Raw genomic sequence first — 13,789 nt, forward strand, 5'->3', positions numbered from 1 at the left:
CAGCCACTCCTGCACGATCATTCAATGAATTTGAACAGAGGAGTGAAGTTTTTCAGCTATCAATCAAACCGCCTCAGGGACACACTATAAAAAACATTGAGGAGATTTGAACATGATCTATGTACGCAAAGCTGAAGAACGCGGTCACGCAAACCATGGCTGGCTGGATAGCTGGCACACCTTCTCTTTCGCCAGCTATCACGATGCGAACTTCATGGGTTTCTCCGCGCTGCGGGTCATCAATGAAGATGTGATCGATGGCGGTCAGGGATTTGGCACCCATCCGCATAAAGATATGGAAATCCTGACCTACGTGCTTTCCGGTACGGTTGAGCATCAGGACAGCATGGGCAACAAAGAGCAGATCCCGGCAGGGGAGTTCCAGATCATGAGTGCCGGCACCGGTGTGCGTCACTCTGAGTACAACGCCAGCGAAAGCGAACCGCTGCACCTCTATCAGATCTGGATCATTCCTGAGCGTACCGGTATTGAGCCACGCTACGATCAGCGCCGCTTCCCGGATGTGCAGGGACGCCAGCTGGTGTTAAGCCCGGATGCCCGTGAAGGGTCGCTGAAAGTTTATCAGGACATGACCTTGTCGCGCTGGGTACTGGCTGCCGGTGAGCAGGATAACGTTGCGATTGATGCGGGACGTCGTATCTGGATTCAGGTCGTGAAAGGTGATGTTACCGTTAACGGCAACGCGGTCACCACCAGCGACGCCCTGGCGATCTGGGACGAAAGCGCGCTGACGATTGAAGCCAGCTCGGCGGCCGAAGTCCTGCTGTTTGATCTGCCACCTGTCTAAGCAGATAACGGGCGCGCCTCGTCGCGCCCGGTTAGGAATTTTGTGACAGAAAAGTGATAGACTCATCGTACTTTAGCTTTCAGGGCGATCCCAGGCGCTACGATGAAGAAGAAAAGACCGGTATTACAGGACGTTGCCGATCGCGTCGGCATTACTAAAATGACCGTCAGCCGTTACCTGCGTAATCCTGAGCAGGTCTCTGTTGCCCTGCGGGACAAGATTGCAGTGGCACTGGATGAGCTGGGTTATATCCCCAATCGCGCCCCCGATATGCTTTCTAACGCTACCAGCCGTGCCATCGGTGTGCTGCTGCCGTCGCTCACCAACCAGGTTTTTGCTGACGTATTGCGCGGCATTGAAGCCGTCACTGACGAAGCCAACTATCAGACGCTGGTCGCCCACTTTGGTTACAACCCGCAAAAAGAGGAGCTGCAACTGCGCTCGCTGCTGGGCTGGAACATCGATGGCGTTATCCTCACCGAACGCACCCATACGCCAGGCACGCTGCGTATGCTGGAAGTGGCCGGTATTCCGGTGATTGAGGTGATGGACAGCGTTACACCCTGCCTGGACATGGCTGTCGGCTTTGATAACGTCGAAGCGGCCCGGCAGATGACACAGGCGATCCTCAGCAAAGGCCATCGTCACACTGTCTATCTTGGCGCACGCCTTGATGAACGCACGCTGCAAAAGCAGCGCGGTTATGAAATCGCCATGCGCGAAGCGGGTCTGACGCCGCACAGCGTGATGATGGAGGATGCCTCATCATTCAGCGCCGGTGGCGATCTGCTGCGTGAAGCACAACGTCTCTATCCTGAAACGGATAGCCTGTTCTGTACCAATGATGATCTGGCAGTCGGCGCGATGTTTGAGTGTCAGCGCCAGGGATTGCAGGTACCCACTCAGATGGCGATAGCGGGTTTTCACGGCCATGATATCAGTCAGGTCGTCACACCACAGCTGGCGACAGTGCTGACGCCGCGCGACCGAATGGGCCGTGAAGCGGCGGCAATGTTGCTGGCGCGTATTGCCGGTGAGAGCAGTGATGATCCGCTACGGGATATCGGTTTTGAGATCAGTGAAGGTGGCAGCATCTGATTGTGATGTTTTTATGAGTCAGCTCACACTTTCATGCTTTTCCTGGTAAAAAGGTTGCCAGGCTGTTAACCGGCCAGGAGAATGAGAAACGACATTGTTATCGGTAACATTGGCAAATTCTCACCTGCCGGAGCAGAAAAATGACAACGCAATCCCCGTCGCATCACGTTTTTATCCTGATGGGCGTTTCAGGCAGCGGAAAATCTGCTGTCGCCAACCAGGTCTCTCACCAGCTGAATACCGCTTTTCTTGACGGTGATTTTCTCCACCCGCGCGCCAACATCCTGAAGATGGCCGATGGTCATCCGCTGGATGACAGCGATCGCCAGCCGTGGTTACAGGCGCTGAATGATGCCGCGTTTGCCATGCAGCGTACCCAGGCGATCTCCATCATTGTCTGCTCAGCCCTGAAAAAAAGTTATCGCGACATTCTTCGTCAGGGCAACGATAACCTGCGTTTCGTTTACCTGAAAGGCGATTTCGACACCATCGAAGCCCGCCTGAAGGCGCGTAAAGGCCACTTCTTCAAGCCGCAGATGCTGGTCACCCAGTTTGCCACGCTGGAAGAGCCGGGCAGTGATGAGCCGGATGTCCTGGTCGTGGATATCGCGCATTCACTGGACGAGGTGGTGGCGGCTACGGTTGCGACTATCCAGGACGCTATCAGCCAGGATTAGAGATGAATACCGCAACACTCGTTTTGACCGCAGCAGGCTCCGTCCTGCTGCTGCTTTTTCTGGTGATGAAGGCCCGTATGCACGCCTTTGTCGCGCTGATGTTAGTCTCCATCGGTGCCGGACTCTTCTCCGGCATGCCACTGAACAAAATCGCGGAAACCATGCAGAAGGGGATGGGCGGCACGCTCGGCTTCCTTGCCATTGTGGTCGCGCTGGGCGCGATGTTCGGCAAAATCCTGCATGAAACCGGCGCCGTGGATCAGATCGCTATCCGGATGCTGAAAACCTTTGGTCAGAGCCGCGCCCATTATGCGATGGGCATTGCCGGTCTGATCTGCGCGCTGCCGCTTTTCTTTGAGGTGGCGGTGGTGCTGTTAATCAGCATCGCGTTTGCGGTGGCGCGGCGTACCGGCGGCAATCTCGTGAAGCTGGTGATCCCGCTGTTTGCCGGTGTGGCCGCGTCGGCGGCGTTCCTGCTGCCCGGACCGGCTCCAATGCTGCTGGCTTCACAGATGCACGCGGACTTCGGCTGGATGATTCTGCTGGGTCTTTGCGCGGCGATCCCGGGCATGCTGATTGCAGGGCCGCTGTTTGGCAACTTCATCGGCAATCACGTTACCTTCAGCGCACCGCCGGAAGATCATCAACCGGATGTCGATGAGAGCAAGCTGCCGTCGTTTGGCTTCAGCCTCTCACTGATCCTGTTCCCGCTGGTGCTGGTCGGCCTGAAAACCATCGGCGCACGCTTCACGACCGAAGGCACCACGCTGTACGAGTGGCTGGAATTTATCGGCCATCCTTTCACTGCCATTCTGCTGGCGCTGCTGGTGGCGATTTATGGCCTGGCTTACCGTCAGGGTATGGATAAAGAGCGGGTGATGCAGGTGTGCGGCAGCGCGCTGCAACCGGCCGGGATTATCCTGCTGGTGATTGGTGCGGGTGGCGTATTCAAGCAGGTGCTGGTGGATTCAGGCGTAGGGCCGGTGCTGGGCAATGCGCTGACCGGCGCGGGTCTGCCGATTGCGCTGGCCTGCTTTATTCTGTCGGGCGCGGTGCGGGTGATTCAGGGGTCGGCGACGGTCGCCTGTCTGACCACCGTGGGCTTAATCATGCCGGTGATTGAACCGCTGCATTACAGCGGTGCGCAACTGGCGGCGCTGTCGATCTGCATCGGCGGTGGCTCGATTATTATCAGCCATGTGAACGATGCCGGGTTCTGGCTGTTTGGCCGCTTCACCGGGGCCAGCGAAGCGGAAACGCTGAAGACCTGGACGCTGATGGAGACCATTCTCGGCACCGTGGGCGCAGTTGTTGGAATGATTGCTTTCGAATTGCTCTCTTAGGCCTGCTGTTTCTGCGCTTCCCCGGCATTACGGGAAGCGCAGACCTTTCTCTATAACTTCAGATAGGCTCGGATGCCATCCAGGAACATCTGAGTCGCCAGCATAATCAGTATCAATCCCATCAGACGTTCCAGCGCATTCACACCCTTATCGCCCAGCAGACGCAGGAACAGACCTGACATCAGCAGAATAGCGACCGTTACACCCCAGGCGATCAGCAGCGCGCCGACCAGATGCGACATCTGATGCGGATACTGATGCGACAGCAGCATCAATGTGGCCAGTAGCGATGGCCCGGCCACCAGTGGAATCGCCAGCGGCACCAGGAACGGTTCTTCGCCCGCCGGTAAGCCAGAACTGCTGCTTTCAGCCGACGGGAAAATCATCTTGATGGCGATCAGAAACAGGATGATCCCGCCAGAAATCGACACGGTTTCGGTGCGCAGATTCAAAAACGCCAGGATGCGTTCGCCGGTAAACAGGAACAGCAGCATGATGATCAGGGCAATCAGCATTTCACGGATTAGCACCACCCGCCGCCGTTTCGGCTCCAGATGCTTTAAAACCGACATAAAAATCGGCAGATTGCCCAGTGGATCCATAATTAACAACAATAATATTGTTGCCGAAATCATTTCAGTCATCGGTTTTGCGCCATGTTGTTCGCGAAAAAGCGGAGTTATTAGTTACGCTGCTGAAAAAGTTAGCGTAATCGAATTAATTCACTTGCTACCCGGCCTGCATTTTGTAGAGTGAGGGGACACAGGTAAATCCTATTATTACGCAGAGCGGCGTGAAAATAGCACGCGGCTCTCTCCTCTGAAATGAAAAGCAGGTGTAACTGCCTTAGACGGACACGACATGAAGAATGTAGGTTTTGTTGGTTGGCGCGGCATGGTCGGCTCAGTGCTGATGTCCCGCATGAGTGAAGAGCGTGATTTTGATGCAATCAATCCGGTCTTCTTCTCGACGTCGCAGCATGGTCAGGCGGCACCCGCGTTTGCGGACAAACAGCAGGGCACCCTGCAGGATGCGTTTGATATTGAAGCGCTGCGCGCGCTGGATATCATTATCACCTGCCAGGGCGGCGACTACACCAGTGACGTCTATCCAAAGCTGCGCGCCAGCGGCTGGCAGGGATACTGGATTGATGCGGCCTCTACGCTGCGCATGAAGGATGATGCCATCATCATTCTCGATCCGGTCAACCATGCTGTGATTCGCCAGGGCATTGACCGTGGCATCAAAACCTTTGTCGGCGGTAACTGTACCGTCAGCCTGATGCTGATGTCGCTGGGCGGCCTGTTTGCGCAGGATCTGGTGGAGTGGGCCTCGGTTGCCACCTATCAGGCAGCCTCTGGCGGCGGTGCGCGCCACATGCGCGAACTACTGACCCAGATGGGCATGCTGCACGATCACGTTGCGCCTGCGCTGCAGAACCCGGCTTCCGCCATCCTCGACATCGAGCGTAGCGTGACCGACTTCACCCGTTCCGGCACCTTACCAACCGACAACTTCGGCGTCCCGCTGGCGGGCAGCCTGATTCCGTGGATCGACAAGCAGCTGGAAAACGGTCAGAGTCGCGAAGAGTGGAAAGGCCAGGCGGAGACCAACAAGATCCTCGCCACCTCTAAGGTCATCCCGGTTGATGGATTATGCGTGCGCGTCGGCGCGCTGCGTTGCCACAGCCAGGCGTTTACCCTGAAGCTGAAACGCGATCTGCCACTGGCTGAAATCGAACAGCTGCTGGCCTCCCATAATGAGTGGGTCAAAGTGGTGCCGAATGATCGCGAGCTGACGATGCGTGAACTGACGCCTGCCGCCGTGACCGGCACGCTGACCACGCCGGTTGGCCGTCTGCGTAAACTGAACATGGGGCCGGAGTACCTTTCCGCCTTCACGGTAGGCGACCAACTGTTATGGGGCGCTGCCGAACCGCTGCGTCGCATGCTGCGGTTGCTGACCAACTAACCAGCAAACATCGCCTGAGTCATGCCAATCGGATAAGACAAAAAGATCGGATGGCTATATGAAAGCCCGTAATCATCATTGATGGTTGCGGGCTTTTTTGCTGACTGGCCTGGAATGGTGTTATTGCGTTTTAAGCAACATACCGCTCTGTACTTCATGGCTTGTAGGGCCACTGATGACTGGCGTCTGGCTGTGTGGCGTGCTTAACCTGTTTTTCGATAACCCATTCTTTTTGCATCCTTACAAAGTGTCTGTGCAGTCAGGGCGTTGAGTCATAACGACAATGTTACTCTGCCTGTGATACAGAGCAGGCGACACGAAGATGCTGAGCAGGATGAAGTACAGGTGCCCTGTATCTTAGCCATCATATGCTCTTATCTCTGAGTCGATTAGAAACATGCTGTTAACCATCGCTTTACAACACGTTATCAGGTAGCTTTTCTCCATCGCCGTCTGCGTTCATCACGCCGGGTGTCTGACATTGTCTGCCGGCAGAGATACTGTTCCAGTCCGGTGAAAAATGCAGCGTCTTTCATCCGGACACGCCGGGCAGCATAAATGACACTAATCCGCGGATTTATCCGGCCTTTTTTGTCCCTTTCGTACACGAAACAATCTGCCGTTTCGCTTACTAAGTGATCAGCTTCCCTTTTTTGCCGATCGCTAAAGAATATTTTGCTTAAGTCCATGGCAACTGCCGCGACCAAGCTATGATTTAACCATGATGTGCCACAGGTCACTCTTGTGCTTTCCGGACTAAATGGTTGTGGTACACGGCAAAAAAATTTTCCCACGGAATGGCCTGACTTCTTTGTCGTTGTACGTATGGCTCAATGAAGAGCAGCGCAGGTGAAGCGTGACAGGCTATGTTGCGTTCATTTCGGCTGCCAATTATCACAGGAAGAAAGTCATGTCAGAGCTTCCCGATCGCGATGCGATCAATGCCCTGTTTGCGGGTAATTATGCCGACCCTTTTTCGTTACTAGGGATGCACCGAACTCAGCAAGGCCTGGAAGTCAGGGCATTGCTCCCCGAAGCGCTCGAAGTGTGGGTCATTGAAACCTCCACCGGGCGTAAACTGGCCCAGCTGGTGTGCGAGGATGCACGCGGCTTCTTCAGTGGCGTCATTCCACGCCGTAAAAATCATTTCCGCTACCAGTTGGCGGTGAACTGGCACGGCCAGCAAAATCTGGTCGATGATGCCTACCGCTTTGGCCCGCTGCTGCAGGAGATGGATCTGTGGCTGCTGGCGGAAGGAACACACCTGCGTCCTTACGAGACGCTGGGCGCGCATGGCGACGTCATCGATGGCGTCTTCGGTACCCGCTTCTGCGTCTGGGCACCCAATGCCCGTCGCGTCTCAGTGGTTGGTGACTTCAACTTCTGGGATGGCCGCCGTCATCCGATGCGCCTGCGTCAGGAACTGGGCATCTGGGAGCTGTTTGTACCGGGCGCGGTCAACGGTCAGCTCTACAAATATGAAATTATCGATGCCAATGGTGAACTGCGCATCAAAGCGGATCCTTACGCCTTTGAAGCGCAGATGCGCCCGCAAACTGCGTCGATGATCTGTGGCCTGCCAGAGCCGGTTGAGATGAAAGAGGAGCGTAAAGCCGCCAACGGTTTTGACGCGCCCATCTCCATCTATGAAGTGCATCTGGGCTCCTGGCGTCGTCACACCGACAACAACTTCTGGCTGAGCTACAAAGAGCTGGCTGAACAGCTGGTGCCTTACGTTAAAGAGATGGGCTTTACCCATATCGAACTGCTGCCGATCAACGAGCATCCGTTTGATGGCAGCTGGGGCTATCAGCCACTGGGCATGTATGCACCGACCCGCCGTTTTGGAACCCGTGATGAGTTCCGCGCCTTTATTGACGCCGCCCATGAAGCGGGCCTCAACGTGCTGCTCGACTGGGTGCCGGGTCATTTCCCCAGCGATGATTTCGGTCTGGCGCGCTTCGACGGCACGCAGCTCTATGAGCACAGCGACCCGCGTGAAGGCTTCCATCAGGACTGGAACACCCTGATTTACAACTTTGGCCGCCGCGAAGTAAGCAATTACCTGTCGGGCAATGCGCTCTACTGGACCGAACGTTTTGGCATTGATGGCCTGCGCGTGGATGCGGTGGCGTCGATGATCTACCGCGATTACAGCCGTAACGAAGGGGAGTGGGTGCCGAATCAGTTCGGTGGCCGTGAGAACCTCGAAGCGATCGAATTTCTGCGTTACACCAACCGCACGCTCGGCACCGTCGCGTCCGGGTCGGTAACCATGGCTGAAGAGTCCACCGACTATCCTGGCGTGACACGTCCGACCGAAGGCGGCGGGCTGGGCTTCTGGTTCAAATGGAATCTGGGCTGGATGCACGACACGCTCGACTACATGCAGGTCGATCCCATCTACCGCAAGCACCATCACAACCTGATGAGCTTCGGCATGATGTACAACTACACCGAAAACTTTGTGCTGCCGCTGTCGCATGACGAAGTGGTGCACGGTAAGCGCTCGATTCTCGATCGTATGCCGGGCGACGCCTGGCAGAAGTTCGCCAACCTGCGTGCCTACTACGGCTGGATGTGGGGCTTCCCGGGCAAGAAACTGCTGTTCATGGGCAATGAATTTGCTCAGGGCCGCGAGTGGAACCACGACGTCAGCCTGGACTGGCATCTGCTGGAAGGGGATGACAACTGGCATCACGGTGTTCAGCGTCTGGTGCGCGACCTCAACCACACCTATCAGCACTACACACCGCTGCATCAGCTGGACTTTGATCCGGCAGGCTTTGAGTGGCTGGTGGTGAACGATGCGGAACACTCCGTCTTCGCCTTTGTCCGCCGCGACCGTGAAGGCAACGAAGTGATCGTCATCAGCAATTTCACCCCGGTGGCGCGTCCGGGCTATCGCTTTGGCGTTAATCAGCCTGGCTACTGGCGTGAAGTGCTGAACACAGATCAGCATGAGTATCACGGCAGTGACGTGCGCATTCATCGGGTGCATACCGATGAGCAGGAGAGTCACGGACGACCGCAGTCGCTGAGTCTCAATCTGCCGCCGCTGGCAACAGTCTGGCTGGTGCGGGAGGCTGAATGACCATTACTGCCGGCGATCCCGAACCGCTGGGTGCCAGTTACGATGGCAAAGGCGTTAACTTCACTCTGTTCTCACAGCATGCGGCGCGCGTAGAGCTCTGCCTGTTTGATGAACAGGGCGCAGAACAGCGTCTTGACCTGCCTGGCCGCAGTGGGGATATCTGGCACGGTTATGTTCCGGCGTTAAAACCGGGACAGCGCTACGGCTACCGGGTTTATGGCCCCTGGTCGCCGCAGCAGGGACATCGCTTTAATCCGGCAAAGCTGCTGGTTGACCCCTGCGCCCGCGCGGTGCAAGGCGATGTTCCGGATGACCCGCTGTTTCAGGGCGGCGAAGCGCAGCCCGATCCGCATGACAACGCCGCGATTGCGCCTAAATGTGTGGTGGTAGCCGAAGATTTTGACTGGCAGGGCGATGTCGCGCCACGTACGGCCTGGGGCAACACGGTAATTTATGAAGCCCATGTGCGCGGCCTGACGCAGCAGCATCCGGAAATTCCGGAAACGCTGCGCGGGACTTACGCGGCGCTGGGTCATCCTGTTATGGTGGATTACCTGCGCAAGCTGGGAATTACCACTCTTGAGCTGCTGCCAGTGGCCCACTTCGCCAGCGAACCGCGATTGCTGCAGCTTGGCCTGAGCAACTACTGGGGTTATAACCCTTTTGCGCTCTGGGCGGTGGATCCCCGTTACGCCTCCGGTCAGCCGGGTGTGACGCCGTTGCAGGAGTTTCAGCAGGCGGTCAAGAGCCTGCACGCCGCGGGTATTGAAGTACTACTGGATGTGGTGTTCAACCACACTGCCGAACTGGACGAGATTGGCCCGACGATCTCGATGCGCGGTATCGACAATGCCAGCTACTACTGGCTCGATGAGCAGGGCGGTTATCAGAACTGGACCGGCTGCGGCAACACGCTGAATATCCACCATCCGCAGGTGATGGCGTGGACCTTAGAGGCGCTGCGCTACTGGGTGCGCGTTTGCCATGTCGACGGCTTCCGCTTTGACCTTGCGCCGGTTCTGGGCCGCACACCCGATTACCAGCGTGATGCACCCTTTTTTGAGGCGATACGCGCCTGTCCGCTGCTCTCTCAGGTCAAGCTGATTGCAGAACCCTGGGATATCGGCCCTGACGGCTATCAGGTTGGCCGTTTTCCGCCACCGTTTGCCGAATGGAACGATAAGTTTCGCGACACCGCGCGTCGTTACTGGCTGCATGGCGGCTTAAGCAATGGCGAGTTCGTTCGGCGCTTTGCCGCCTCCAGCGATCTCTATCAGCATGATGACCGGCCGCCACACGCCACGGTTAACCTGATCACCGCCCATGACGGCTTTACGCTGTGGGATGTGGTGAGCTTCGAACGTAAACACAACGAAGCGAATGGGGAAGATAACCGCGATGGCCACGGTGATAACTACAGCCACAACCACGGCAAAGAGGGGCTGAACGTCAGCTTTGACGTGATCGAACGCCGCCGCCGCAGCGTGCGGGCACTGCTGACGACGCTGCTGCTGTCACAGGGCACGCCAATGCTGCTGGCCGGCGATGAGCGCGGCCATACGCAGCGCGGCAACAACAACGCCTACTGTCAGGATAACGCCCTGAGCTGGCTTGACTGGCAGGCGGATGAGAAGGGATTAGTCGGATTCACCGCAGCACTGATTGCTCTGCGCCAGCGCATTCCGGCGCTGACCGCAGATCGCTGGTGGCAGGACGGTGACGGTAATGTGCAGTGGCTCAATGCCGGTGGCCAGCCACTGCAACACGATGAATGGGCACAGGGGATGCACAGATTGCAGATCCTGCTGTCCGGCCGCTGGTTAATAACAATAAACGCCACGGATACGGTGAATGACATCGTGTTACCAGACGGAGAATGGCGTGCCCTTCCTCCTTTCGCCGGGGACGATAACCCCATCCTGCTAACTGTCTGGCATGGTCCCGCACACGGTGTGTGCGTGTTCCAAAAGCAATCATAAGGAGTCAGACATGGTTAAGTTAGACAGAACAGATCACCTGATGCTGGCCCGCCAGCTCCCTACACAGACGGTTGCTCTGATCCTTGCCGGCGGACGCGGCACGCGCCTGGTCGATTTAACGGCCAAACGTGCTAAACCGGCGGTGCATTTCGGCGGCAAGTTCCGCATTATCGACTTTGCCCTCTCCAACTGCGTCAACTCCGGTATCCGACGGATTGGCGTGATTACCCAGTATCAGTCTCATACCCTGACTCAGCATATCCAGCGTGGCTGGTCGATCTTCAATGAAGAGATGAATGAGTTTGTCGATTTGCTGCCAGCGCAGCAGCGCTTTTCGACCGAACAGTGGTATCGCGGAACGGCCGATGCCGTGACGCAAAACCTTGATGTAATTCGCCGCTATCAGGCGCAGTACATCGTGATCCTTGCCGGGGACCACATTTATAAGATGGATTATTCACGCATGCTGCTGGATCACGTGGTGAACGAGGCGAAATGTACCATCGCCTGTTTACCGGTGCCGGTACATGAGGCTACGGCCTTTGGCGTGATGGCGGTGGACGAAGATAACATGGTGATCGACTTCGTGGAGAAACCCGCGAAACCGCCCACCATGCCGGGTGATGACACGCAGTCGCTCGCCAGCATGGGGATTTACGTGTTTAACGCGGACTATCTCTATGAGCTGCTGGAGGAGGATCTGCAGACGCCAGGCTCTAACCATGATTTCGGCAAAGATATCCTGCCGAAAATCGTGGCAAGCGGCGAAGGCTATGCGCACTCCTTTGCGCTCTCCTGCGTCCAGAACGATGACAATGCGCCGCCTTACTGGCGCGACGTCGGAACGCTGGAAGCTTACTGGCGCGCCAATCTTGACCTGGCCTCGGTGATGCCTGAGCTGGATATGTATGACGTCACCTGGCCGATTCGTACTCACATGGAGCCGCTGCCGCCGGCCAAATTTGTTCAGGATCGTTCCGGCAGTCACGGGATGACCATGAACTCACTGGTATCGGGCGGCTGCATCATCTCCGGTTCGGTGGTGGTCAATTCCGTGCTGTTCCCACGCGTCCGCGTTAACTCGTTTTGCAATATTGATTCAACTGTACTGTTGCCTGATGTGGTAGTGGGCCGATCGTGTCGCCTGCGTCGCTGTGTGATTGATCGCGCCTGCGAACTGCCGGAGGGCATGGTTATTGGCGAAAACCCCGATGAAGACAGTCGCCGGTTTCACCGTTCGGATGAAGGGATCGTACTGGTCACCCGCGCCATGCTGGCAAGGCTGGCCAAAGCGGGGCTGTAAGCGATAAGCGGAACTTACGCAATCGGCACGCGGAGCGTGCCGGATAACTTAATGAGGTCGAGGATGCAGGTTTTACATGTCTGTTCAGAACTTTTCCCGCTGCTGAAAACGGGCGGACTGGCTGATGTAGTCGGGGCATTACCTCAGGCGCAGATTGCGGGCGGCACGGATACACGGGTACTGTTGCCCGCTTTTCCCGCATTGCGCAAAGGCATACCCGATCTCCAGGTAGTGACGGAGCGAGAGACATTTGCCGGTCATATACGTCTGCTATTTGGTGAATTTAATGGTGTGGGCATTTACTTAATTGATGCGCCCGGCCTCTACGATCGTCCCGGCAGTCCTTACCATGACGAGTCGCAGTTTGCATATGTCGACAACTATCTGCGCTTTGCGCTGCTGGGCTGGGTCGGCTGTGAACTGGCGTGCGGCATGGACTCTATGTGGCGTCCTGAGATCGTGCATGCGCATGACTGGCATGCTGGCCTGACCTGCGCCTATCTGGAAGCGCGTGGTCGTCCGGCTAAATCCGTCTTCACCGTACATAACCTGGCATACCAGGGGCTGTTCATGGCGCATCACATGGATGAGATTGGCCTGCCGTGGTCGTTCTTTAACATGCATGGGCTGGAGTTCTTTGGTCAGATCTCCTTCCTGAAAGCGGGACTCTTTTACGCTGACCACATTACGGCGGTGAGCCCGACTTACGCTCATGAAATTACCTCTGCCGAATTTGCTTATGGCATGGAAAGCCTGCTGGCGCAGCGGATGCGGGAAGGCCGTCTTAGCGGGATCCTCAATGGCGTCGATCCCTCTATCTGGGACCCGGCGCACGACCTGCTGCTGAGTGCGCGCTATAACCGCGACACGCTGGAAGCGAAAGCGGAAAACAAACGGCAGCTGCAGGTGGCGATGGGGCTGAAGGTGGATGATAAAGCGCCGGTATTCTGCGTGATCAGCCGACTGACTAAACAGAAAGGCCTGGACCTGGTGCTGGAAGCGCTGCCTGGCCTGCTGGCGCAGGGCGGACAGCTGGTGCTGCTGGGACAGGGTGATGCCGAGCTGCAACAGGGATTCCTGGCGGCAGCGGCGGAGCATCCGGGCAGCGTGGGTGTGCAGATTGGCTATCACGAAGCGTTCTCCCATCGCATTGTCGGTGGCGCGGATGTGATCGTGGTGCCGAGTCGCTTTGAGCCCTGCGGCCTGACTCAACTTTATGGCCTGAAGTATGGTACGTTGCCGTTAGTGCGCCGCACCGGCGGGCTGGCAGATACCGTCAATGACAGCTCTCTGGAGAACCTGGCCGACGGTATCGCCAGTGGCTTCAGCTTTGAAGATGCCAATGCCTGGTCGCTGTTGCGGGCCATCCGGCGCGCGTTTGTGTTGTGGTCCCGTCCTTCACTGTGGCGTTACGTTCAGCGTCAGGCGATGGGCATGGACTTTAGCTGGCAGGTGGCCGCACAAGCCTACCGTGATCTCTACCAACGTTTGATGTAACGGATTGGGAAAACTGGAT

General features: G+C 56.8%; 10 protein-coding genes. 9 read left to right on the forward strand and 1 reads right to left on the reverse strand.

Going from position 1 to position 13,789, the window contains the following annotated elements; translation table 11 throughout:
- Positions 1–112: 112 nt before the first annotated feature.
- From IV493_RS00725 to gntU, 4 genes are all read left to right on the forward strand, one after another.
- On the forward strand, positions 113–808 hold the full coding sequence (locus tag IV493_RS00725; protein WP_013359331.1) for a pirin family protein: 696 nt from the start codon (positions 113–115) through the stop codon (positions 806–808).
- Positions 809–910: 102 nt separating this feature from the next.
- On the forward strand, positions 911–1,906 hold the full coding sequence (gene gntR, locus IV493_RS00730; RefSeq protein ID WP_013359330.1) for a gluconate operon transcriptional repressor GntR: 996 nt from the start codon (positions 911–913) through the stop codon (positions 1,904–1,906).
- A gap of 140 nt (positions 1,907–2,046) precedes the next feature.
- Positions 2,047–2,583 carry a gluconokinase gene (gntK, locus tag IV493_RS00735; RefSeq protein WP_033784195.1) on the forward strand — a complete coding sequence of 179 codons (537 nt, stop codon included), beginning with the start codon at positions 2,047–2,049 and terminating at the stop codon, positions 2,581–2,583.
- 2 nt (positions 2,584–2,585) lie between these two features.
- Positions 2,586–3,926 carry a gluconate transporter gene (gene gntU / locus IV493_RS00740; protein WP_008926287.1) on the forward strand — a complete coding sequence of 447 codons (1,341 nt, stop codon included), beginning with the start codon at positions 2,586–2,588 and terminating at the stop codon, positions 3,924–3,926.
- Positions 3,927–3,976: 50 nt separating this feature from the next.
- Here the strand turns inward: gntU and IV493_RS00745 are convergent, their stop codons facing one another.
- Positions 3,977–4,570, reverse strand: a complete 594-nt coding sequence (locus IV493_RS00745) for a YhgN family NAAT transporter (protein WP_013359324.1) — start codon at positions 4,568–4,570, stop codon at positions 3,977–3,979.
- A 217-nt stretch (positions 4,571–4,787) separates the two neighbouring features.
- On the opposite strand from IV493_RS00745, the gene asd reads away from it, so the two are divergent.
- The 5 genes from asd to glgA all read left to right on the forward strand — a co-directional run bounded on the left by asd (position 4,788) and on the right by glgA (position 13,770).
- The gene (gene asd, locus IV493_RS00750; protein ID WP_195857612.1) at positions 4,788–5,897 is read left to right on the forward strand and encodes an aspartate-semialdehyde dehydrogenase; all 1,110 of its coding nucleotides are present in this window, start codon (positions 4,788–4,790) and stop codon (positions 5,895–5,897) included.
- Between the two features lie 910 nt (positions 5,898–6,807).
- Positions 6,808–8,991: a 1,4-alpha-glucan branching enzyme gene (gene glgB, locus IV493_RS00755; RefSeq protein WP_013359321.1), complete on the forward strand. Its 2,184-nt coding sequence runs from the start codon at positions 6,808–6,810 to the stop codon at positions 8,989–8,991.
- The gene (gene glgX, locus IV493_RS00760) at positions 8,988–10,970 is read left to right on the forward strand and encodes a glycogen debranching protein GlgX (protein ID WP_095706573.1); all 1,983 of its coding nucleotides are present in this window, start codon (positions 8,988–8,990) and stop codon (positions 10,968–10,970) included. Before glgB ends, glgX begins: the two co-directional genes overlap by 4 nt.
- Positions 10,971–10,980: 10 nt before the next feature.
- The gene (gene glgC / locus IV493_RS00765) at positions 10,981–12,273 is read left to right on the forward strand and encodes a glucose-1-phosphate adenylyltransferase (RefSeq protein ID WP_013359319.1); all 1,293 of its coding nucleotides are present in this window, start codon (positions 10,981–10,983) and stop codon (positions 12,271–12,273) included.
- 63 nt (positions 12,274–12,336) lie between these two features.
- The gene (gene glgA / locus IV493_RS00770; protein WP_013359318.1) at positions 12,337–13,770 is read left to right on the forward strand and encodes a glycogen synthase GlgA; all 1,434 of its coding nucleotides are present in this window, start codon (positions 12,337–12,339) and stop codon (positions 13,768–13,770) included.
- The last annotated feature ends 19 nt before the right edge of the window (positions 13,771–13,789 follow it).

The sequence above is a fragment of the Pantoea sp. SM3640 genome (assembly GCF_015654165.1).
GTDB lineage: Bacteria > Pseudomonadota > Gammaproteobacteria > Enterobacterales > Enterobacteriaceae > Pantoea > Pantoea vagans.

Bases quoted from the DNA above. Each gene is read 5' to 3' on its own strand.
- IV493_RS00725 (WP_013359331.1), top strand. From the start codon at position 113: ATGATCTATGTACGCAAAGCTGAAGAACGCGGTCACGCAAACCATGGC.
- gntR (WP_013359330.1), top strand. From the start codon at position 911: ATGAAGAAGAAAAGACCGGTATTACAGGACGTTGCCGATCGCGTCGGC.
- gntK (WP_033784195.1), top strand. From the start codon at position 2,047: ATGACAACGCAATCCCCGTCGCATCACGTTTTTATCCTGATGGGCGTT.
- gntU (WP_008926287.1), top strand. From the start codon at position 2,586: ATGAATACCGCAACACTCGTTTTGACCGCAGCAGGCTCCGTCCTGCTG.
- IV493_RS00745 (WP_013359324.1), bottom strand. From the start codon at position 4,570: ATGACTGAAATGATTTCGGCAACAATATTATTGTTGTTAATTATGGAT.
- asd (WP_195857612.1), top strand. From the start codon at position 4,788: ATGAAGAATGTAGGTTTTGTTGGTTGGCGCGGCATGGTCGGCTCAGTG.
- glgB (WP_013359321.1), top strand. From the start codon at position 6,808: ATGTCAGAGCTTCCCGATCGCGATGCGATCAATGCCCTGTTTGCGGGT.
- glgX (WP_095706573.1), top strand. From the start codon at position 8,988: ATGACCATTACTGCCGGCGATCCCGAACCGCTGGGTGCCAGTTACGAT.
- glgC (WP_013359319.1), top strand. From the start codon at position 10,981: ATGGTTAAGTTAGACAGAACAGATCACCTGATGCTGGCCCGCCAGCTC.
- glgA (WP_013359318.1), top strand. From the start codon at position 12,337: ATGCAGGTTTTACATGTCTGTTCAGAACTTTTCCCGCTGCTGAAAACG.